Source organism: Imbroritus primus (genome assembly GCF_964332355.1).
In the GTDB taxonomy this organism is placed as follows: domain Bacteria; phylum Pseudomonadota; class Gammaproteobacteria; order Burkholderiales; family Burkholderiaceae; genus Imbroritus; species Imbroritus primus.
In genome coordinates this window covers 2,285,978-2,308,380 of the sequence record NZ_OZ201293.1, presented here as the reverse complement: position 1 = coordinate 2,308,380, position 22,403 = coordinate 2,285,978, and the positions used below count along the sequence as shown (strand labels likewise).

The following is a 22,403-nucleotide window of genomic DNA, read 5'->3' as shown; positions in this document are numbered from 1 at the left end:
GCCGATGGAACCGGTGCGGGCACGCATGGCGTATCGGGCACCGGCACGCATTCAGGTAGACCTCACAATAGTAGAGCACCCCACGCCACACAAGCGCAAGCCTGTGACATTTGTAAGTAACTGTAATGTCACATGAAGGGGCTTGGCCCCGAAAAGCGGAATATCGGGGACAATGCAGCTACAGGCGCGTGGGCGGCACTTTTGTTACAGTACGCCACAATGTGACCTTTGATCCCTACACAAGTTTTCGGAGACCGAATTGAGCCTTACAGTCGAACACATCAACGACGCCCTGCGGAACGTCATCGATCCCAACACGGGAAAGGACCTGGTGTCGTCGCGTTCGGTCAAGAATGTGCGCGTGGATGACGGTGAAGTGACGCTGGACGTGGTGCTCGGCTATCCTGCCAAGAGCCAGCTGGACGTGATCCGCAAGGCCGTGATTGCAGCGATCCGCCAACTGCCGGGTGTGAGCAATGTCAGCGCCAATGTCACCATGAATATCGTCTCGCACGCAGTGCAGCGTGGCGTTAAGCTGCTGCCGAACGTGAAGAACATCATCGCGGTTGCGTCCGGCAAGGGCGGCGTCGGCAAGTCCACCACTGCCGTCAACCTGGCCCTGGCCCTGGCCGCCGAGGGCGCCAGCGTGGGCGTGCTCGATGCGGACATCTACGGCCCCAGCCAGCCGATGATGCTCGGTATCACCGGACGCCCGCAGTCGGCCGACGGTACGACCATCGAGCCCATGGAAGGACACGGCGTGCAGGCCAGTTCCATCGGCTTCCTGATCGATGATGACAATCCCATGGTATGGCGCGGCCCGATGGTGACCGGCGCCCTGGAGCAACTGCTGCGCCAGACCAACTGGCGCGATCTGGATTACCTGATCGTCGACATGCCGCCGGGCACCGGCGACATCCAGCTGACGCTGTCGCAGAAAGTGCCGGTGACCGGCGCGGTGATCGTCACCACGCCGCAGGACATCGCGCTGCTCGACGCGCGCAAGGGCCTGAAGATGTTCGAGAAGGTCGGTATTCCGATCCTCGGCATCGTCGAAAACATGTCGACCTACGTCTGCCCGAGCTGCGGCCACACCGAACATATTTTCGGGCATGGCGGCGGCGAGAAGATGTGCGCGGACTACCACGTGGAATTCCTCGGCGCGCTGCCGCTCAACCTGTCGATCCGCGAACAGGCGGATGCTGGCCGCCCGACCGTGGTGGCCGAGCCCGACGGGCCGATCGCCGCGACCTACCGCGCCATCGCCCGCAAGATCGCCATCAAGGTGGCGGAGAAGGCCAAGGACATGAGCAGCAAGTTCCCGTCCATCGTGGTGCAAAACACCTGAGGCGTGTCGTGAGCCCGTCCGACGCTTCCACCCCGCTGCCCACCATGCAGGTGGCGGTCATCCTGCGCCGCGAGGCGCTGGACAACCGCTGGCAGCCCGAGCGCTGGGTGCTCGAGGCGGTCGTGCCGGACCTTGGCGAGTTCGGCACCGCGCCGCGCTGCCTGGACCGCAGCGACGCGGTGGAGCGCTGGCTCACGCCGGGCATGCCGGTCGCGCTGTTTCGGGATCAGGCGGAAGGCTACTACCTGAACGTTTCATCCGCACAGCCGTGCTGGTTCGTCATGTGGCGCATGGGTGAGGAGGGCTCGCCGGACGCCGGCCGGGCGGTTCCGCATACTGTCTCGCTCAGCTACAACGAAGCGGGCCGCTGGCTGGACGGGGGCGAGACAGTGGAGAACGTGCCGCTCGATTCCGCGACACTCGGCTGGCTGCAGACGTACGTAGCCGATAACTACCGGCCCGAACCTAAGCGGCGCGCGCGGCCGGAGTCGTTCAAGGCGCCGGACGCCCGTTCCCGGTACTGACATGTCGGACGAAGGCTTCCTCTCGCGCTGGGCCCGTCGCAAGGCGGCGGACCGCCAAGGTATCGCATTGCCGGAACCGGACGTGCGCCGCCCGGCTCCCGCTCCTCCCGTGCCGGCGCCTGTTGCGTCAGTCCCGGCAGCGGCTCCTGCGCCGCCTCATGGCGTGCCAGCGGAGACCGCCTCGCCTGCCACCGAACCGCCAGTGCCGACGCTCGACGATGTGGCCAAGCTGTGTCCGGCGGATGATTTTGCGCCGTTCGTCGCACGCGGTGTGCCGGCGGAGGTCAAGGCCGCCGCCATGAAGAAGCTGTTTGCGGACCCGCATTACAACATCATGGATGGTCTCGATATCTATATCGACGACTACACCAGGCCCGATCCGATCCCACTGGCGATGCTCAAGCAGCTCAACCAGTCGAAGGTGCTGCGCCTGTTCGAGTCGGATGACGAGTCGCAGCAGGAAGGCGCGGATGAGGCGGGGCACGTACAGGTCGAGGCGCAGGCCGGAGATGCCGATCCCGCGGCCGCCGTGCCTGCTGACAGTGCGGCCGGCGTGTCGGCCCGGCACGCGGGGATGGCGCCTGATGATGCGGCGACCGACCCGCAGAGGCGCTCGGCGCCTGAAACACGCGTAGAGGCGTCGACCCGGGATATCATCGGGATAAACAATTCGGAGCAAAAGCCGGACAGGCGCACCTGAGCGACGGCTTCAGAATGATGCGTGCAATGCGGCACGGCTTGGCCCGTGTGGCGTCATCATTCTGAAACCGTCCCCGGATGGCCATCGCCTGACATATCAGAATAACCCTCCGTCTGCCCCCAGGCGGAACCCCATGAAAGAAGGACCACATGACAACGCTGGTCTGCAATTGCAACGACACCATGCCGCTTGACGCGGCCGCGCTGTCGGAAGCGGTCGGCGAACCGCTGCGCATGCACCGACTGCTATGCCGCCGCGAGATGGGCGACTATCTGCAGGCGCTCGAAGGTACCGACGACGTGCTGGTGGCCTGCACGCAGGAACAACACCTGTTCGCGGCTGTGGCCGAACAGCAGCAGGCGGCCGGAACGCCCGTGCTGGCGCCAATCCGCTTTGTCAATATTCGCGAGACCGGCAGCTGGTCGCAGGGAGCGCGGCGCGATCCACGTACCCTGACCGCCAAGACTGCCGCCCTGCTGGCCGTGGCGGCGTTACCCGAGCCTGAACCGGTGGCGGTGGTCGACTATCGCTCGCAAGGACGAGTCCTCGTGCTGGGTCCGGCCGACCGTGTCCTGCCGTGGGCGACGCGTTTGCACGGCACCCTGCAGGTCACGGCGCTCGTGACCGGCGGCTCCGCACAGTCTGTCGACGACCAGACAGGCGCGGCGCGCGCCTTCGTGGTGTCCGCCGGTCAGGTAACCGCATTGCGGGGCTGGCTGGGCGCCTTTACGGCAACCTGGCAGACTGGTAATCCGATCGACCTGGATGTGTGTACGCGCTGCAATGCGTGCCTGGCAGCCTGTCCGGAAGGAGCCATTGATTTCTCGTATCAGGTGGATCTGAACGCCTGCCGTGGTCACCGCGCCTGCGTCAAGGCGTGCGGTGTAGCCGGCGCGATCGACTTTGCCCGTGAGCCGGCCGAGGTGACCGAAGCATTCGATCTCGTATTCGATCTCAACGATGCGCCCGCCTTCCCGATGCACCAACCGCCGCAGGGCTACCTCCATGCCGGCGGCGCGGCAGCACGACAAGATGAACTGGCGCTGCAGCTGACCCAGCTGGTCGGCGAATTCGAGAAGCCGCGTTTCTTCCAGTATCGCGAGTCCCTCTGTGCCCATGGGCGCAACGACATCACCGGCTGTTCCGCCTGCATCGATGTGTGCTCGACGCAGGCCATCAGCGGCAGCTGGAAGAACGGTCTCGGCACCGTGGAGGTCAACCCGAACCTGTGCATGGGCTGCGGAGCCTGCAGTACCGTCTGCCCTACGGGGGCCATGCGCTACAACTATCCCGATGCACCGTATACCGGCCGGCAACTGAAAACGCTGCTCGGCACCTACCGGCAGGCTGGCGGGCGCGATGCCGTCGTGCTGCTGCATGACCGTACTGGTGGCCAGCGCTTGATCGAACAGCTGGGTCGCCGCGCCATGATCGGGCGTGCGGCTGGCATACCGGTCAACGTATTGCCGCTGGCCGGGTTCCATCCAGCCTCCACTGGTCTTGATCTGTGGCTTACTGCCATCACCTACGGCGCCAACCGCGTGGCGGTGCTGCTGACGGACGACATCGCCCCTGAATACCGCGCGGCGCTGTCTACACAGATGGCGGTGGCGCAGCAGATCCTGGCTGGCATGGGCTATGCCGGCACGCATTTCTCGCTGGTCGAAGCCGGCGATGCCGCTGCACTCGACCGGGTGCTCAATGGCTGGCAGCCCAATGCGCTGACCTTGCCGCCGGCAAGCTTCAACCCTTCGACGCTCAAGCGCGAGACGCTGGAATTCGCGCTCGACCACCTGTGGCGGCACGCACCGCAGCCGGCCGAGGCTATTCCGCTTGCCGCCGGCGCGCCACTCGGCACGCTCGAGATCGACCGCACGCGCTGTACGCTCTGCATGGCCTGTGTAGGCGCTTGCCCGGCCCAGGCGCTGCGCGACAACGCCGAGCGTCCGGTGCTCGGTTTCATCGAACGCAGTTGCGTGCAGTGTGGATTGTGTGCTTCGACTTGTCCCGAAGACGCCATCACACTGGTGCCCCGTCTGGTACCGGGCGAGGTTGCGCGCCAGCAGCAGACGCTGAACGAAACGCGTCCCTTCCATTGCATCCGCTGTGCCAAACCGTTCGGCACGGCGCAGATGATCGAGGCGATGCTGGGCAAGCTGGCTGGCCATGCCGCGTTTGCCGGCAAGGCGGCGGACCGGCTCAAGATGTGCCCCGACTGCCGCGTGGTCGACATGATCGAGCGCAGCGACGATCCTTCCATCCTCCACTAGGACGCAGAGATGCGCATGATACGTACCAGGACTGCCGTATGACAGAGGCCCAGCCCCTTGCCTTCGTGGCGCCTGCCGCCCTGACCGATGCCGAAGAGGACACGGCGCGCGCCGATCTCTACGGCCTGCTGGCTGCATTGTTCTATCGCGCGCCGGACGCCGGCACGCTGCACCGCATTGCCACGGCACGCGCCGAGGGCGAGATAGCGGGCAGCGCCCTTGGCGATGCCTGGAACGCCATGGCCGAAGCGGCGGGCGGCGCCATGACCGAGGATGTGGATGACGAGTACACCGCGCTCTTCCTCGGTGTCGGCAAGCCCGACATCTTTCTCTATGGTTCCTACTACATCGCCGGCTTCCTGAACGAAAAGCCGCTGGTGTCGTTGCGTGACGACCTGGCGCGCTACGGACTGGAGCGCGACGAGGCCGTGAGCGAAACAGAGGACCATCTCGCCACGCTGTGCGAGGTTATGCGCTACCTGATCGCTGGCGATGACCCGACCATCTCCAACTTGCAGGAGCAGCGCGTGTTTTTTGGACGTCATCTGCAGCCCTGGGTCGATACGCTGTGCACGCAGATCGAAGCGCATCCGTCGGCGCGCTTCTACGCCCAGGTCAGCCGGTTCGCACGGGCATTCTTCTCCGTCGAGGCCGTGGCGCTCGACATGGCTTGAGCGGTTTCGCGGGGTCGTCCATTCCTTAGTGAATTACCCGAGAAAGGGGCAAGAAGGTGGCCTTTTCGGCACGAACGTCCTAATATAGGAAGAGCTTGACATAAAACCACAGCTATTCGGTGCATTACCGCCGAGGAGTTCCCACATGAAGAACGACCAGCCCAAGCTGGCGCGCCGCGGCTTTCTCGCCGGGGCCGGGGTCATCGCCGCTGCTGCCGGCGCCGCCACCCTGACGCGCCCGGCAACCGAAGTCGCGCTGAGCGCCACACCCGCGGTTTCCGATACCACCGGTGATGCCAATGGCTACCGGGTCTCGGAACACATCCGCAAGTACTACAAGACCACATTGATCTGACCCGGCATGGCCGTCCGATCCGACCATTGCTTTTCCTCCGAGGTGAGACCATGATTCTGACCCGCAAAGCCGCGACCCCGGGCGCGGCCGACGCCCGTTCCGCGGACGCCCGCCGCGCTACCTCCGCCGCCCTGACCGGCAGCCTGGCGCGCAGCCTGACCAGCGCGCTGCCCACCATGGACCGCCGCGGCTTCCTCAAGCGCTCCGGTATCGGCGTGGGGGCCGGACTGGCGGCATCGCAGCTGACGCTGCTGCGCAAGGCGGAGGCCGCCGGTCCCAAGGCCGACGGTACCGGCAAGGGCGATATCGTGGTGCGCCGCACGGTCTGCACGCACTGCTCGGTCGGTTGCGCTTCCGATGCCATCGTGCAGAACGGCGTGTGGGTCCGCCAGGAGCCAGTGTTTGATTCACCGATCAACCTCGGTGCGCACTGCGCCAAGGGTGCGGCGCTGCGCGAGCATGGCCATGGCGAGTACCGGCTGAAATATCCGATGAAGCTGGTCAACGGCAAGTACCAGCGCATCAGCTGGGATGTGGCGCTTGACGAGATCGTCGCGCACATGAAGGACATCAAGGCCAAGAGCGGCCCGGATTCGCTGTTCTTCGTCGGTTCGTCCAAGCACAACAACGAGCAGGCCTACCTCATGCGGAAGTGGGTGTCGTTCATCGGCACCAACAATACCGACCACCAGGCGCGGATTTGCCACTCCACCACCGTGGCGGGCGTGGCGAATACCTGGGGATATGGCGCCATGACCAACTCCTACAACGACATGCAGAATTCCAAGGCAGCGTTGTATATCGGGTCGAACGCCGCCGAGGCGCATCCGGTGTCGATGCTGCACCTGCTGCACGCCAAGGAGAACGGCTGCAAGGTGATCGTGGTCGACCCGCGCTTCACGCGCACCGCCGCCAAGGCGCACCAGTACATCCGCATGCGCTCGGGGGGCGACGTCGCCTTCCTGTTCGGCATGCTGTACCACATCTTCAAGAACGGCTGGGAAGACAAAAAGTACATCAATGACCGTGTCTACGGCATGGACAAGGTCAAGGAAGAAGTGATGGCCAACTGGACGCCGGACAAGGTCGAGGAAGTGACCGGCGTGCCCGAGGCCGAGGTCTACAAGGCCGCCGAGACCATGGCCATGAACCGCCCCAGCACGCTCGTGTGGTGCATGGGCCAGACCCAGCACTCGATCGGCAATGCCATGGTGCGCGCCTCGTGCATCGTGCAGCTGGCGCTCGGCAACATCGGGCGTTCGGGCGGGGGGGCGAATATTTTCCGCGGTCACGACAACGTGCAGGGCGCGACTGACGTCGGCCCCAATCCCGATTCGCTCCCTGGCTACTACGGCCTGGCGACCGGCTCCTGGAAGCATTTTGCCGCGGCTTGGAATGTCGACTACGAGTGGATCAAGAAGCAGTACGTCTCGCAGGAGATGATGGAAAAATCCGGTACGACTGTGTCGCGCTGGGTCGACGCCGTGCTCGAGAAGGACGAGATGATCGATCAGGACCACGCCGTCAAGGGCGTGTTCTTCTGGGGACATGCGCCGAACTCGCAGACGCGCGGTCTTGACATGAAGAAAGCGCTCGACAAGCTCGACCTGCTGGTGGTGATCGATCCGTATCCGTCAGCCACCGCCGCCATGGCGGCAATGCCCCCGGCAGAGGGCGACAAGGTCAATCCGAACCGTGCCGTCTACCTGCTGCCAGCCGCCACGCAATTTGAAACTAGTGGTTCGTGCACGGCCTCCAACCGTTCGCTGCAGTGGCGCGAGAAGGTCATCGAGCCGCTGTTCGAATCGATGCCCGACCACACCATCATGCAGGCTTTTGCCGACAAGCTTGGCTTTGGCAAGGAGCTGTCGAAGAACTACAAGATGATCGAGGTCAAGCGCGCGGGTCGAGTGTGGTCCGAGCCCGAGCCGGAATCGATCCTGCGCGAGATCAACACCTGCACCTGGACCATTGGCTACACCGGCCAGTCCCCGGAACGCCTCAAGGCCCACATGCGCAATATGCACATGTTCGACGTCAAGACCCTGCGCGCCAAGGGCGGCAAGGACGCGGCGACCGGCTACGACCTGACGGGCGATTACTTCGGCTTGCCATGGCCGTGCTACGGCACGCCGGAACTCAAGCATCCGGGGTCGCCCAACCTGTATGACACCAGCAAGCACGTGATGGATGGTGGCGGCAACTTCCGCGCCAACTTCGGCGTGGAGCGCGATGGCGTCAACCTGCTGGCCGAGGATGGTTCCCACTCGCTGGGTGCGGATATCCCGACCGGCTATCCGGAATTCGACCACGTACTGCTCAAGAAGCTGGGCTGGTGGGATGAACTGACCGATGCCGAGAAGACGGCCGCAGAAGGCAAGAACTGGAAGACCGACCGCTCCGGTGGCATCCAGCGCGTGGTTATGAAGAACCACGGCTGTCATCCGTTCGGTAACGCCAAGGCGCGCGCTGTCGTGTGGAACTTCCCTGACGGTATTCCCAAGCACCGCGAGCCGATCTACTCGCCGCGTCCCGACCTGGTGGCCAAGTACCCGACGCATGACGACAAGAAGACCTTCTGGCGCCTGCCCACGCTCTACAAGACGCTGCAGGACAAGAACGTCGCCGACGGTATTGCGCAGAAATTCCCGATCATCCTCACCTCCGGACGCCTGGTCGAATACGAAGGTGGCGGCGAGGAAACGCGTTCGAATCCGTGGCTGGCCGAGCTGCAGCAGGAGAACTTCGTCGAGATCAACCCGCGTGCGGCCGCCGATCGCGGCATCCGCAACGGCGAATACTGCTGGGTGAAAACGCCGACCGGCGCCCGCCTCAAGGTACGTGCCCTGGTGACCGAGCGCGTCGGGCCGGACCATGCCTTCGTGCCGTTCCATTTCTCGGGCTGGTGGCAGGGTACCGATCTCAAGCCGTACTACCCCGAGGGCGCCATGCCGATCGTGCGTGGCGAGGCGGTCAACACCGCCACCACCTACGGCTACGACTCGGTGACGATGATGCAGGAAACCAAGACCACGGTCTGCCAGATCGAACGGTTCGCGTGAACGGCACAGGAGCATTGACATGGCACGCATGAAATTTATCTGTGACGCGGAACGCTGCATCGAATGCAACAGCTGCGTCACGGCCTGCAAGAACGAGCACGAGGTGCCCTGGGGCGTGAACCGCCGGCGCGTCGTGACCATCAACGACGGCATGCAAGGGGCGGAGAAATCGATCTCCGTGGCCTGCATGCATTGCTCGGACGCCCCCTGCATGGCGGTGTGTCCGGTCGATTGCTTCTACCGCACCGAGGATGGTGTTGTACTGCACGACAAGGACGTGTGCATCGGCTGCGGTTACTGCTCCTATGCCTGCCCGTTTGGTGCGCCGCAGTTTCCCAGCACCGGCACCTTCGGCATGCGCGGCAAGATGGACAAATGCACGTTCTGCGCAGGTGGGCCGGAAGTCAACGGCTCGGCCGCCGAGTTCGAGAAGTATGGCCGCAACCGCATTGCCGAAGGCAAACTGCCGGCGTGCGCGGAAATGTGTTCCACCAAGGCGCTGCTCGGCGGCGATGGCGACGTGATTGCCGACATCCTGCGTAATCGCGTCATCAAGCGTGGTACCGGCGGCGATGTGTTCGGCTGGGGTACCGCCTATGGCCAGCCGGCCGGCAAGGGCCAAGGCCAGAACCAGGACGCGCAACCGGCTCCGGCCGCCAAGCAAGGACAACCGTCATGAGAACGCTCGCGCTGGCCACGGCCCTGACTCTCGCTACCCTGCTGGCTGCCTGCGGCGACAAGGCGCAGACCGCGAGCACGGCTTACAAGAAATCCGACGCGCCGGCCTATGAAGGCGTCAAGGACAGTCCGTACGTGGCGCCGGGCTGGCAGGCGGGCGATCGTGTCAGCTGGCAGCATCAGCTGAACGAGCGCGCCAAGTTCCAGAACGAGTATGTGCGCGTGCAATGACGGCAATGACTGACCGGATCCGGCACGCAGACACAAAGGAGGCCGCATGAGATCCTTCTGGACCAAATGGCTGGCGGCGGGCCTGATGGCACTGGCCGTGGGCGCGGTGCACGCGCAGGCTGCCAGCGACACCGCCAACCCTGCGCCCGGCGCGGTAACCAACCCGGCGATCAATCCGCCGCAACCGCTGGCGAATGTCGCCTCGCAGAATATCTTCGATGTGCCGCCGCGCGACCTGGCCGCCGAAGCCCGCAAGCAGAAGCAGCGTTCGGTGGTGCAGCCGGGCAATAACGCGCCGGTCTGGCGCGAGGTCAATTCCGACCAACGCCACTACAGCAGCTTGCCCGATCCCGAGGCGGGCGTGCTGATCCAGCGCACCGGCCAGAAATGGCGCATGTTCCGCAACGGCGTGATCACCGTGTACGGTGGCTGGCTGCTGGTCGGCGTGGCCGTGGCGATCCTCGGGTTCTTCCTGTGGCGCGGCATGATTCCGCTGAAGACGCCGCGTACCGGACGCATGATCGAACGCTTTACACCGATGGAGCGCATGGTCCACTGGACCATGGCGATCTCGTTCGTGGCACTGGCCGTGTCCGGCATCATCATGATGTTCGGCAAGTTCTTCCTGCTGCCGCTGCTCGGCCATACGCTGTTCGGCTGGCTGACCTACCTGCTCAAAAACATCCACAACATCGTTGGCCCGCTGTTCACGCTGTCGATCATCGTCGGCTTTGTGATGTTCGTGAAGGACAACCTGCCGCGCGCCGTGGACTGGCAGTGGGTACGCTCGTTCGGTGGCCTGGCCAGCGGACGCCATGTGCCGTCGCACCGTTTCAATGCGGGCGAGAAACTGTGGTTCTGGGGCGGCCTGGTGGTGTTTGGCATCATCGTCTCGATCTCCGGCTGGGTGCTCGACATGATCGTGCCGGGCATGGACTATTTCCGCGGCACCATGCAGGTGGCCAATATCGTGCACGCCATTGCCGCCACCATCATGATGGCCATGGCCTTCGGGCACATCTACATGGGCACCATCGGCATGGAGGGTGCCTACCGTGCCATGCGCGATGGCTGGGTCGACGAGGCGTGGGCAAAGGAGCATCACGAGCTGTGGTACGACGATATCAAGAGCGGCAAGATCCCAGTGCAGCGTTCGCGCGCCGGTACGGCCACACCACCGGTATCCGCGCCGCGGCCGAGCGGACGGGGCTGATGGCCCGGCGGCACGAGGTGCGCTGCGGCATGAACTGACAGGGGATACAGATGAACAGGATGATCGGGGTCATCGCCGCATTCGGACTTGCGGCACTGGGGGCGGGCTGGAGTGGCGTGGCGCTGGCCAAGCTTCCGCCGCTGAGCGAAGAAGCCAAGGCCAAGGCGGCCGAAGCCAAGGCCAAGGCAGGATGGTCCGACAAGGTCGCAGCCTACCAGCTGTGCCGCGCCCAGGATCGGGCAGCGGCTGCCTATACGGCCGCCATGAAGCAGCAAGGGAAGGAAGCCAAGCCGGGCGCCAGTGCTGCCCCATGTACCGATCCCGGCCCATACGTCGCCGCTGCCACGGCGGGCGGTCCGGCGACTGCTCCGATTGCCGCCTCCTCCGACGCGAAACCCGCCGCCGCGCCTGCCACGGTACAATCGGGAGTGAAGAAACCATAGTGCCACCGAGGCCGGCGTTTTCGCCGGCCAGTATCGGACCATGCGCACCCAGGTGCGCTTTTTTTTTGGATGGATTGCCTGCATGCCGCTTCGCCCTGAACTGACTCAGGCTGCCGTGCCCCTTATCGAAGAAGTCGAGGTCATGGACGAGCAGGGGCGTGTGCGTCCGGCCTATCTGCCGGGCGAGCGTCCGCTGACGGTGTATCTGGACAAGCGCGAACTGGTCACGCTGATGACGCTGGGCGGCGCACCAGAGGCACTGGTACTGGGTTACCTGCGCAATCAGCGGCTGGTGGAATCGATCGAGGACATCGCCGCCGTGCAGGTGGACTGGGAGACCGAGTCGGCCGCCGTGACGACCCGCGCCGGACGCCAGTTGCCAGACATCGAGGATCGGACCGCGAAGCGCATCGTCACCACCGGTTGCGGGCAAGGCACGATGTTCGGCTCGCTGATGGAGGAGATCGACGCCACGCGCCTGCCGGATGGCGCCCGGCTCGACCAGGCCACGCTCTACGGCATCATCGACACCATCCGCCTGCAGCAGTCGGTGTACAAGCAGGCCGGGTCCGTGCATGGCTGTGCGCTGTTTCGCGGAACCGAGCTGCTGATGTTCGTCGAGGATGTCGGCCGCCATAACGCCGTGGACGCCATCGCCGGCAAGATGTGGCTGGAAGGCATGAGCGGTGAGGACAAGGTGTTCTACACCACAGGTCGCCTGACCTCCGAAATGGTCATCAAGGGCGCGCAGATGGGGATTCCCTTCCTGCTGTCGCGCTCCGGTGTCACGCAAATGGGCTACCAGATGGCGCGTCGTGTGAACCTGACGCTATTTGCGCGCTGTACCGGGAAACACTTCCTGCTCTACACGGGGCGCGAGCGTTTTTTCTATGGCGAGCCCGCTGTCGCAGCAACGACCTAGCATTTGCTGGAGATCGGCTCAGACAGGCGCCGTGCTTGCCGGCGGCGTGTTGGACGCAGGGGAGTGATGCAGTTCCAGCAGGACCGCAGCCTCCGGCAAATGGAGCTTGGCCAAGCTATACGGCGTGATGGCTTCTCCGCCGATTTCCCCGGCCACGAGGACCGTATCGCCTTGAGCGCCGTGGCTGAGCAGGATCCTGAGCATCTTCACATCACCCAGAAAGATTGCCATTTGCAGCAGCGTGGCCCCGAGCAGGCCGCCCTGTCCGGTGGTGTCCTTACGCAATGAAATCCGACCGCTGCCGAGCAACATGTGCGCCACGTCGTGGCGTTGCCGTTTGACGACCTCAAGCAATGTGAAGGCGTTGACGCGCGCCCCCAGTCTGGTGATCAGGTTCCAGATGATCTCGGCGGTGATGGGGATATCGGACCGGCTGATGCAGATCACTGTATCGAGTAGCCGGTCACGCGTACTCTGGCTCAAGGCACGCAGCCACCGTGCGGGTACGCGGTCGCTCAGGATATTTGCCACTTTTTCCCAGAACTTGCCCGTGTCGTGGGCATGCACGGCGGCATCGTTCGATGTCCAGCGGATCGAGGTATTGAGCAGCGGCTGCGTGGGCAGTTCCCAGATGGCCTCGTCATCCGAGCCGCTCTCCATCTCCCCGGTGGACCAACTGCTATCGTCCATAAAGTCGTGACCGGTATCATCGGACGAGGTATCCGTGTCACTCGGCCACGGCGGGAGAATTCCTGAGAGGGGCGGTGCAACGAGCGAACTGGAAAGCGACATCTCGGTCGGTGAATCGTACATGCGTGGCAGATTGCGCCATTGCTGGTCCTCGATGTCCTGGTCGAAGTTGGTATAGGCCCGCAGGATCCGCGCACTGGAATGCGGGTGGTCGCGGAACTCCCGGCTCAGTGCGGTGAGCGCTCCGCACGCAGCAGGACCCAGGTGCTCGAACACGAGGTTGTACAGGTAGATGGTCTGGAGGCGGTCCGTGCGTGTTTTCGCAACGTACGCCGGCCGTGCTTTGGACGGCGAGGATCCCTCCGGGGCGCGCGGGATGGCGCTGGAAGGTGGACTCTGGGGCAGGCGGCCGGTTCGCATCGTCAACATGAGGGGATCAGACAAGGCGCGCATTCTAGGCAGGGGATGGACGTGGGTGGTGTACGAAATTTGCAACGTAGTGCAAAACGACCGGCTGCCCCCAAGCCTTTCCCATGCCTGTGCTATCGGCAACTGACAACGGCCAGCCCGGGCAGAATGCCGCCACCCGCCCGTGCTTTGACGTACAATCACGTTCCGTGCTGCCCGGTCGGCGCTCCAGCCCGCCTGGAGGGAAATCGCCGGCCCGGCCGTGGTCAAATGGAGTCGCGCTTGCGCTGCCCGCCCGGCGGTGCCAAGCCCGCCTCCATTTGTCCATCAGCAGGTTCACCCATGACCATCAAATCCGATAAGTGGATTCGCCGCATGGCCGAGCAGACCGGCATGATCGAGCCCTTCGAGCCCGGCCAGGTGCGCGAAGCCGAGGGCCGCAAGATCGTGTCGTATGGTACGTCCAGCTATGGCTACGATATCCGCTGCGCGCCGGAATTCAAGATCTTCACGAATATCAACAGCACCATCGTCGATCCAAAGAATTTCGACGAAAAGTCGTTTGTCGATTTCCAGGGTGATGTCTGTATCATCCCGCCGAATTCGTTCGCGCTGGCGCGCACGGTCGAGTATTTCCGCATCCCGCGCAACGTGCTGACCATCTGCCTGGGCAAGAGCACCTATGCGCGCTGCGGCATCATCGTCAACGTGACGCCGTTCGAGCCGGAGTGGGAAGGCTACGTGACCCTCGAATTCTCGAACACCACGCCGCTGCCCGCCAAGATCTACGCCGGCGAAGGCTGCGCCCAGGTGCTGTTCTTCGAAAGCGACGAGGTCTGCGAGACGTCGTACAAGGACCGCGGCGGCAAGTACCAGGGACAGCACGGCGTCACATTGCCGAAAACCTGACGTTTTATCATTGACCCCGGCGCCTTCCATGTTGGATGCGCGCCCGGCAGGAAACGCAACGTTCTGGCCGGTTGCATGGCCGCAGACCATACCGCAAGACGGTAAGCAGCAGGGCCGCAGAGCCATGTCACGACGCCAGAACCCATTTGCGCGCGTTTCTCAGAGGACATCCCCATGAAATTCCGCTTCCCCGTCATCATCATCGATGAAGACTTCCGCTCCGAGAACATTTCCGGCTCGGGCATCCGCGCACTGGCCGAGGCTATCGAGCACGAGGGCATGGAAGTCGTCGGCGTGACGAGCTACGGCGACCTGACGGCTTTCGCCCAGCAGTCGAGCCGCGCCTCGACCTTTATCGTGTCGATCGACGATGACGAGTTCGTCAGCGAAGAAGACAAGCCCGAGGCTGCCGCCATCGAAAAGCTGCGCGCCTTCGTCAGCGAAGTGCGTCGCCGCAACGCTGACCTGCCGATCTTCCTGTACGGCGAAACGCGTACCTCGCGCCATATCCCGAACGACATCCTGCGTGAACTGCACGGTTTCATCCACATGTTCGAGGACACGCCGGAATTCGTCGCGCGTCACATCATCCGCGAGGCGCGCGTCTATCTCGATACGCTCGCGCCGCCATTCTTCAAGGCGCTGATCGAGTACGCACAGGACAGTTCCTACTCGTGGCATTGCCCCGGCCATTCGGGCGGCGTGGCGTTCCTGAAGAGCCCCGTGGGGCAGGTGTTCCACCAGTTCTTCGGCGAGAACATGCTGCGCGCCGACGTCTGCAATGCCGTGGAAGAACTCGGGCAGCTGCTCGACCACACGGGTCCGATCGCCGCATCCGAGCGCAATGCTGCGCGTATCTTCAACTCGGATCACATGTATTTCGTGACCAATGGCACGTCCACGTCCAACAAGATGGTGTGGCATGCCAACGTTGCTCCTGGCGATATCGTGCTGGTGGACCGCAACTGCCACAAGTCGATCCTGCACGCCATCATGATGACCGGCGCGATTCCGGTGTTCCTGATGCCGACGCGCAACCACTACGGCATCATCGGTCCGATCCCGAAGAGCGAATTCGATCCGGAAACCATCCGCCGCAAGATCGCCGCGCATCCGTTCGCCAGCCAGGCGACCAACAAGAAGCCGCGCATCCTGACCATCACGCAGGGCACCTACGACGGCGTGCTGTACAACGCCGAGATGATCAAGGAAATGCTCGGCACGCACGTCGATACGCTGCACTTCGACGAAGCCTGGCTGCCGCATGCCGCCTTCCATACCTTCTACGATGACATGCATGCCATCGGCAGCTACGGCGTGCGCAGCAAGGACGCGTTGGTGTTCGTCACCCAATCCACCCACAAGCTGCTGGCCGGCCTGTCGCAGGCATCGCAGATCCTCGTGCAGGATTCAGAGACGCGCAAGCTTGATACCTACCGCTTCAATGAAGCGTACCTGATGCACACGTCCACCAGCCCGCAGTACTCGATCATCGCCTCATGCGATGTTGCTGCCGCCATGATGGAAGCGCCGGGCGGCACCGCGCTCGTCGAGGAAAGCATCATGGAGGCGCTCGACTTCCGCCGTGCCATGCGCAAGGTGCAGACCGAGTATGCCGGCGGCAAGCAGGATGACTGGTGGTTCACCGTCTGGGGGCCGGAAGACCTCGCGGACGAGGGCATGGGTGACCGCAAAGACTGGGTGCTGCAGGCCAACGAACGGTGGCACGGCTTTGGCGATCTGGCGGAAAACTTCAACCTGCTCGATCCGATCAAGGCCACGATCATCACGCCGGGGCTCGACGTGGACGGCGAGTTCAGCGACTCCGGCATTCCCGCCGCCATCGTCACGCGCTATCTTGCCGAGCACGGCATCATCATCGAGAAGACCGGGCTGTACTCGTTCTTCATCATGTTTACCATCGGCATCACCAAGGGCCGTTGGAATTCCCTGGTCACCGAGCTGCAGCAGTTCAAGGACGACTACGATGCCAACCAGCCGCTGTGGCGCGTGTTACCCGAGTTCGTCAGCAAGTTCCCGCAGTACGAGCGCATGGGCCTGCGCGACCTGTGCGACGCCATTCACAGTGTCTACAAGGCCAACGACGTGGCGCGCGTGACCACGGAGATGTACCTGTCGGACATGGAGCCGGCGATGAAGCCGTCGGATGCCTGGGCCAAGATGGCGCACCGCGAGATTGAACGTGTCGCCATCGACGATCTCGAGGGCCGTGTCACCGCCATCCTGCTTACGCCGTATCCGCCGGGCATTCCCCTGTTGATCCCGGGCGAGCGTTTCAACCGGACCATCATGCGCTACCTGCAGTTCGCGCGCGACTTCAACAAGCTGTTCCCGGGTTTCGAGACCGATATCCACGGCCTTGTCATGGAAGAGCGCAATGGCGAGCGGCATTACTTTGTCGATTGCGTGAAGTAAGCCCAGCCGGCAAGCCATTGCGCGCGCTGCGCGTGGCTTCTCTTGCCCGATGATCGTCGCAAACAGCACGCCTTGGCGTGCTGTTTGCGTTACTGGAGCGAACTTTTGCGCGGCAGCCGTTACTCATGAACCGGAGCCATCCCGGCAGGGGTGGCATGTTCTGGCTCCACTGGCCCTGTATCGCGGGGTGCCGCCACAGTCGCCGGCCTGCGTGCACGCCCGGCCGTTCCTGGTGGACACGCCCTTCGGGACTGCGGACGTCCACGTGCGGTCTTTGTGTCCCAACGAGCGTTCCACTGTCATGTCGATTTCCGGTCTGCCTTCCGCTTCGTCGCCTCTCGTCTCCGGCAGTGTCGTGCCGGACGCGTTGCCGATCCCGTCAACGGATACCGCCATGCCGCTGCTGCCGGTGGAGCAGACTGGCAAGCCGGCCTCCGCCGACTGGCTGTCGACCTACAAACCGACGTTCAACGACGCACAGGAACCCGCCAGCGAACCCGAGGAACCGGCCACCGATGGCGCGCAGGAGGCTGACGGCGGGCCGTCCGACACGGTTGAGTCCGATGCCGTAGCGGCCGTGGATGACGGGCAGGACGCACATGATGGCCAAGGCGGAGACGCCGACCCGCATGAGGGTGATGCGGACGGCGGCGGCCAGCAGGGCAGCAGCGATACGCAAGGCGACAGCGGCGGCGATCAGCAGGACGAGCGGGGCGGTGGTGAGCGGGGTCGCGAGCAGAGCAGTGAGGCGCACCGGGATCCGGCGTCACATACTTGTCAGCCCGCCGCGCAGCCGGCGCATCACGCTGGCGCGCCAGAGGGCAGGTACAGGCAAGCGGCGGCCAGACAGGCGGAAGGCCGGCCGGCCGGGCACGCCGATCGCACCGCGCTTTCGTCGGGTGATGGCAGTGGTGGTGTGACACCGGGCGGCAACCGCTTCCTGTCGCAGGGGCCGCAGATGGAGCGTTCCGGCACGCGGACGCCGACCGAATGGCTGACCGATCCGGCATCCGGAGCGCTGCGTGCTGCGGTGGTCGCTGCCGGCCAGCGCATTGTGGCGGAGCAGACGGTTTCCGGTCGCCGCGCGGGCGCCGCGCAGCGCATCCATGAGGCGGCGCAATCGGACCGGCTGACCCTGGCGCGGCGGGTACGCGAGGCCGAGGCGTTCATCCAGCAACGCGACGAGACAATGCCGGACGGATCGCAGGAAACCGACTGAGCAGGCCGCGCGGTCAACGGGTCTCGCACGCAGGTACTTCACTCTCACACCTGCATGATGATGCTGAACCGTAACGTTGCGCGGGCGCCGGGAACCTCTTGCCGGAAAGGCCGGGAGGCGTCTGGCGCGAAAGGAGAGCGCACGGGGGAGAGAGGCAAGGGGTGCTGCAAGGCACGCCACCAGCAAGCCCGAGCGGGCCCGCCGGCAGCGCGACACACGACGATTGACCAGGGCCCGGCTGCCCGCGCCCCGGCCTGGTTTGGCGGTTTCAGGCCTGCAGATTGATCAGCACGCGGCCGCGATTCTTGCCGGCGAGCATATCGGCTGCGAGGCGCGCGGCTTCCTCGAGCGGTACTTCCTGGGCAATCTCCTGCAGCAGCGCCGGCTTGAAGTCGCGCACGATCTGCTGCCACACCTGCTTGCGGCGCTCCACCGGGCACATCACCGAATCCACGCCTAGCAGGCGCACGCCGCGCAAGATAAAGGGCATTACCGTGGTCGGCAGATCCGAGCCGCCGGCCAGGCCGCACGAGGCAATCGCGCCGCCGTAGAACGTCTCGGCTAGCGCGCGCGCCAGCACCAGTGAGCCTACCGTGTCGATGGCGGCGGCCCATTTCTGTTTTTCCAGCGGCAGCGGCGGTGTGCTCCATTCCGGTCCGGCCAGCACTTCGGCCGCGCCGAGCTGGCGCAGGTAGTCACCATGCGTTTCCGCCTGATGTGGCGCCACCAGTGCGGCCACCTTGAAGCCGAGTTGCTTGAGGATCGACACGGCTACGCTGCCGACGCCGCCGGCGGCGCCGGTCACCAGCACTGTGCCGCTCTCCGGCTTGATGCCGGCTTCGGTCAGCGTCATCACGCACAGCATGGCGGTGAAGCCAGCCGTGCCGAGCGCCATCGCGGTGCGCGTGTCGAGGCCTTCGGGCAGCGGCACCAGCCATTCGGAACGCACGCGCTGGACCTGCGAGTAGCCTCCCCAGAACCGTTCGCCGACGCTCCAACCAGTCAGCACCACGCGGTCGCCCGCCTTGTAGTCCGGCGAATCGGACTGGAGCACCGTGCCCGCGAGGTCCACGCCAGGCACCATCGGGAAGCTGCGCACGATCTTGCCGGTACCGGTGATGGCGAGCGCATCCTTGTAATTGAGGCCGGAGTACTCGACCTGGACCAGGACATCGCCTTCGGGCAAAGCGTCCGTGCCCATGGTGACGATTTCATGAGTGGTGGCGCCGTCCTGCTGGTTCAGCACCATGGCTTTGAAAGATTGGGACATGTGAGTTTCCAGTAAAGGGTTCGGAAGATGCGAGGGCTCGTGGACGAATCTTCGTCAGGAACGGTCGGTGCTGGGCACGATCACGCAATCGAGTGCGGCGCATCCCTTGCCGTTCTCGAATACCGCGAGCGGATTGATCTCGACTTCCTTCACGCGGTCAGCAAAGTCCGCGATGAAGCGCGACAGGTTGCTGACCATCCGTGCCACGGCGGCCTTGTCGGCGGGCGGACTGCCACGGAAGCCGTCAAGAATGCGGGCAGCCTTGGTCGATTCCAGTGCGGCAAGGGCTTCGGTTTCGCTGATCGGCGCGATGCGGATCGCCACGTCCTTGTACAGCTCGACATGGATGCCGCCCGCACCGACCACGATCAGCGGGCCGAAGTCCGGATCGACACGTGCGCCGACCAGGATCTCCGCGACCGGGGCGGCCATCTTCTGCACCAGCAGGCCGAGCACGGCGCCGCCGCCCGCGGCGCGCGCACGCGTCAGCATGTCCTCCGCGGCGTCGCGCACGGCCTCGGGCGTGGCCAGCTTGAGGCGCACGAATCCGGCATCGGACTTGTGCACCATGTCCACCACCATGCACTTGAGCACGACCGGAAAGCCGATGGCGCCGGCCGCGTCCGCGGCTTCCTGCGCGGTCTGCACGAAGCGTTCTTCCGGACCCGTCACGCCGTAGCCGGTCAGCATGTCGCGGGCTTCATGCTCGGCGGGCATGCGGGTCTGGTACTGGTCGAGCGCTGCGTTGACTTCGGTCAGCACCTTGGCGGGCGTGGTCGGCAGCGGGGCGGGCGCAGGGTGGGTTGCCCAGCGGGAGTAGCGCGCCAGGGCCGACAGGGCCTCGCGCGTGCCACGCAGGTACGGCACGCCGACGCTTTGCGCCGCGCGCTTGAGTTCCGGATGCGGATCGTCCGACAGGTTCGACAGGGCAATCAGCGGTTTACCAGCCGCCTCCGCACCACGGGCCACGGCTTGCAGCAGCGTGGCATAGCGGCCGGCCTGCTGCGCGCCGAGGCCCGTCGGGGCATCCTGCAACAGTAGCAGGCTACCCACGTCGGGTTGCGAGCCCAGTGCCCTGGCGCAGCCTTCCGCCACATTGGCGTCATACAGGCCGGCCCAGGTGAGGTCGAGGGGGTTGGACAGATGCGCATACTCCGGCATCAGCCCGCCAATCGTCTCTTCCGCGGCCTTGCCGAGCGGCGGGAAGGCAACACCGGCATCGTCGATGGCGTCCAGCGCCAGCGCGATCTCGCCGCCGGACAGCGACATGGCGCCGACGCCCGTCGCCGTCGGCCTGCCGCGCAGTTGCGAGACCAGGGCCGCGGTTTCCAGCAGCTCGTCCAGCGTGAAGACCTGGATGGCACCGCTTGCGGCGAGCGCCGCATCGCATGCCTCGACGCTGCCGGCCACCGCACCGGTATGCGCCATCACCGCCGCCTGTCCGCGTTCCGAGCGGCCGCTTTTGAGCACGATCACCGGCTTGCCGACACTGCGGGCACGCTTGACCATTTCCATGAACTTGGCCGGCTTGCGGATCTGTTCGGCAAAGATGATGATGGTCTTGACCGCATCGTCTTCGATCAATGCCTCGAGGTAATCGGCAGTCGTCGTCACGGCTTCGTTGCCGGACGTGATCATGTGGCTCAGGCCGAGGCCGCGCGCGGAATTCAGCAGGGCGATGCCGATCGACCCGCTCTGTACCACGGCGGCGATATTGCCGCGCTCGACGCGGTCCGGCAGCGAGGTGCCGAACAGCGCGCTGCGCGCGGAAAAATTCAGCAGGCCCAGGCAGTTCGGGCCGCACACCGCCAGCTGATGCGCATTGGCCCGTTCGGCCAGCGCCTGCTGCAGCGCCGTGCCTTCATCGCCGGCATCGCTGAAGCCGCTCGACATGATGGCCAGCGCGCCGGCATTGCGGGCGATGGCCTGGTCGGCCACTTCCAGTACACGGTGCGCTGCCACGGCGACAAACACGGCATCGACGTCGCTGTCGATATCGTTGAGGCTGGCGTAGGTCTTGCGCCCGAACAGCTCGGGCTTGTTGGGGTTGACCAGGTGGACCTGGCCCTCGAAACCGACATGCTCAAGCGCTTTCCAGGCATTGAAGCCCGGCCCGACCGTGTCGGACGCGCCGACGATGGCAATGCTGCGCGGACGCAGCAAACGATCAGTTTTCATGCAGGCTCCTGTACTGCGGCTCGCGCTTCTCGCTGAAGGCACGCGGACCTTCGAGCGCATCGGGGTGCGCGAACATCATCTCGCACAGTTCGTTCTCGCACTCGACCATGGCATCCCAGCTCTCGCGCAGATTGCGAGCCACAGCCTGGCGCGTGGCGAGGATGGCAGTCGGCGAGGCCTTGGCGATGCGTGCGGCGATGGTGCGGGCTTCTTCCATCAATTGCTCGCGCGGTACCACCTTGGTGACCAGGCCAAGCTCATAGGCGCGTTGCGCATCGAAGTCGTAGCCGGTCAGCAGGATGTCGAGTGCATGATTACGGCCGACGAAGCGGGGCAGGCGCGTGAGGCCCATGCCCCAGCTCGGCAGCATGCCGAGGTGCGCGTCGGCGGCGCGGAATACGGTGTTGTCGGCGGCCAGGCGGATGTCGCAGACCCAGGCCAGCGCGGTGCCGCCACCGATGCAGTAGCCATGGATCGCGGAGATGACTGGCAGCTTGCAGGCTTCGATGCGGTTCAGCGTCTTGCGGCCCAGCGCGCGGAAGGCACGCGATGCTTCGGCGGAACCAAAATCCTTTTCCTCGCGCAGATCGCCGCCTGCGGAGAAGGCCTTGCTGCCGGCGCCGGTGAAGATGATGCAGCGTGCTTCCGGGTCACGTTCCGCGGCGTCGAAGGCATCGATCAGCGCATTGAGGACGCGCGACGATACGGCATTGACGGGCGGGTTGTTGATGGTGATCGTGACGATGGCATTGCTGCGTTCCAGTGTTACAAGTGCATCGGACATGCAAGTCTCCGCTGAGGTAAATCGTGTGACAGGTGTTGCCGTGTGTTGCTGGGTGTTGCCGGATGGCAGCAGGCAACGCTGCGCCATGA

At 64.6% G+C, this 22,403-nt stretch carries 19 protein-coding genes; 15 read left to right on the top strand and 4 right to left on the bottom strand.

Annotated elements, in window-relative coordinates:
• The first annotated feature begins 259 nt into the window (after positions 1–259).
• From apbC to ACQ3C8_RS10475, 12 genes are all read left to right on the top strand, one after another.
• Positions 260–1,348 carry an iron-sulfur cluster carrier protein ApbC gene (gene apbC / locus ACQ3C8_RS10530; protein WP_428851534.1) on the top strand — a complete coding sequence of 363 codons (1,089 nt, stop codon included), beginning with the start codon at positions 260–262 and terminating at the stop codon, positions 1,346–1,348.
• Between the two features lie 44 nt (positions 1,349–1,392).
• Entirely contained in the window at positions 1,393–1,872 is a 480-nt protein-coding gene (locus tag ACQ3C8_RS10525; RefSeq protein WP_050981095.1) for a DUF3305 domain-containing protein, read from the top strand.
• A 1-nt stretch (position 1,873) separates the two neighbouring features.
• On the top strand, positions 1,874–2,572 hold the full coding sequence (locus tag ACQ3C8_RS10520) for a DUF3306 domain-containing protein (protein WP_428851533.1): 699 nt from the start codon (positions 1,874–1,876) through the stop codon (positions 2,570–2,572).
• A 149-nt stretch (positions 2,573–2,721) separates the two neighbouring features.
• On the top strand, positions 2,722–4,842 hold the full coding sequence (locus ACQ3C8_RS10515) for a 4Fe-4S binding protein (RefSeq protein ID WP_428851532.1): 2,121 nt from the start codon (positions 2,722–2,724) through the stop codon (positions 4,840–4,842).
• Positions 4,843–4,880: 38 nt separating this feature from the next.
• Positions 4,881–5,516, top strand: coding sequence for a TorD/DmsD family molecular chaperone (locus ACQ3C8_RS10510; protein ID WP_009523149.1), 636 nt, complete (start codon positions 4,881–4,883; stop codon positions 5,514–5,516).
• A 145-nt stretch (positions 5,517–5,661) separates the two neighbouring features.
• A complete protein-coding gene (locus ACQ3C8_RS10505; RefSeq protein ID WP_009523148.1) occupies positions 5,662–5,871 on the top strand; it encodes a hypothetical protein in 210 nt (69 codons plus the stop codon).
• Between the two features lie 50 nt (positions 5,872–5,921).
• Positions 5,922–8,933: a formate dehydrogenase subunit alpha gene (locus tag ACQ3C8_RS10500; protein ID WP_009523147.1), complete on the top strand. Its 3,012-nt coding sequence runs from the start codon at positions 5,922–5,924 to the stop codon at positions 8,931–8,933.
• Between the two features lie 19 nt (positions 8,934–8,952).
• The gene (gene fdh3B, locus ACQ3C8_RS10495) at positions 8,953–9,612 is read left to right on the top strand and encodes a formate dehydrogenase FDH3 subunit beta (protein ID WP_428851531.1); all 660 of its coding nucleotides are present in this window, start codon (positions 8,953–8,955) and stop codon (positions 9,610–9,612) included.
• A complete protein-coding gene (locus ACQ3C8_RS10490) occupies positions 9,609–9,842 on the top strand; it encodes a hypothetical protein (RefSeq protein ID WP_009523145.1) in 234 nt (77 codons plus the stop codon). Before fdh3B ends, ACQ3C8_RS10490 begins: the two co-directional genes overlap by 4 nt.
• Positions 9,843–9,888: 46 nt before the next feature.
• The gene (locus ACQ3C8_RS10485) at positions 9,889–11,055 is read left to right on the top strand and encodes a formate dehydrogenase subunit gamma (protein WP_428851530.1); all 1,167 of its coding nucleotides are present in this window, start codon (positions 9,889–9,891) and stop codon (positions 11,053–11,055) included.
• A gap of 50 nt (positions 11,056–11,105) precedes the next feature.
• Positions 11,106–11,498 carry a hypothetical protein gene (locus ACQ3C8_RS10480; protein ID WP_428851529.1) on the top strand — a complete coding sequence of 131 codons (393 nt, stop codon included), beginning with the start codon at positions 11,106–11,108 and terminating at the stop codon, positions 11,496–11,498.
• 82 nt (positions 11,499–11,580) lie between these two features.
• A complete protein-coding gene (locus tag ACQ3C8_RS10475) occupies positions 11,581–12,420 on the top strand; it encodes a formate dehydrogenase accessory sulfurtransferase FdhD (RefSeq protein ID WP_428851528.1) in 840 nt (279 codons plus the stop codon).
• Between the two features lie 18 nt (positions 12,421–12,438).
• Here the strand turns inward: ACQ3C8_RS10475 and ACQ3C8_RS10470 are convergent, their stop codons facing one another.
• A complete protein-coding gene (locus ACQ3C8_RS10470; protein ID WP_428851527.1) occupies positions 12,439–13,386 on the bottom strand; it encodes a hypothetical protein in 948 nt (315 codons plus the stop codon).
• Between the two features lie 474 nt (positions 13,387–13,860).
• On the opposite strand from ACQ3C8_RS10470, the gene dcd reads away from it, so the two are divergent.
• The 3 genes from dcd (at position 13,861) to ACQ3C8_RS10455 (ending at position 18,082) form a co-directional block, all read left to right on the top strand.
• Complete coding sequence (gene dcd, locus ACQ3C8_RS10465; RefSeq protein ID WP_009523136.1) at positions 13,861–14,427, top strand: dCTP deaminase; 567 nt, start codon at positions 13,861–13,863, stop codon at positions 14,425–14,427.
• A gap of 174 nt (positions 14,428–14,601) precedes the next feature.
• The gene (locus ACQ3C8_RS10460; protein WP_009523135.1) at positions 14,602–16,863 is read left to right on the top strand and encodes an arginine/lysine/ornithine decarboxylase; all 2,262 of its coding nucleotides are present in this window, start codon (positions 14,602–14,604) and stop codon (positions 16,861–16,863) included.
• A 394-nt stretch (positions 16,864–17,257) separates the two neighbouring features.
• A complete protein-coding gene (locus tag ACQ3C8_RS10455) occupies positions 17,258–18,082 on the top strand; it encodes a hypothetical protein (protein WP_428851526.1) in 825 nt (274 codons plus the stop codon).
• A 268-nt stretch (positions 18,083–18,350) separates the two neighbouring features.
• Here ACQ3C8_RS10455 and ACQ3C8_RS10450 read toward each other — a convergent pair whose 3' ends face one another.
• The 3 genes from ACQ3C8_RS10450 to ACQ3C8_RS10440 are packed head-to-tail and all read right to left on the bottom strand — an operon-like array spanning position 18,351 to position 22,314.
• Positions 18,351–19,352, bottom strand: a complete 1,002-nt coding sequence (locus ACQ3C8_RS10450; RefSeq protein ID WP_009523133.1) for an MDR family oxidoreductase — start codon at positions 19,350–19,352, stop codon at positions 18,351–18,353.
• A gap of 54 nt (positions 19,353–19,406) precedes the next feature.
• The gene (locus ACQ3C8_RS10445; RefSeq protein ID WP_428851525.1) at positions 19,407–21,530 is read right to left on the bottom strand and encodes an acetate--CoA ligase family protein; all 2,124 of its coding nucleotides are present in this window, start codon (positions 21,528–21,530) and stop codon (positions 19,407–19,409) included.
• Positions 21,520–22,314, bottom strand: coding sequence for an enoyl-CoA hydratase/isomerase family protein (locus ACQ3C8_RS10440; RefSeq protein WP_009523131.1), 795 nt, complete (start codon positions 22,312–22,314; stop codon positions 21,520–21,522). Before ACQ3C8_RS10440 ends, ACQ3C8_RS10445 begins: the two co-directional genes overlap by 11 nt.
• Positions 22,315–22,403: the final 89 nt, after the last annotated feature.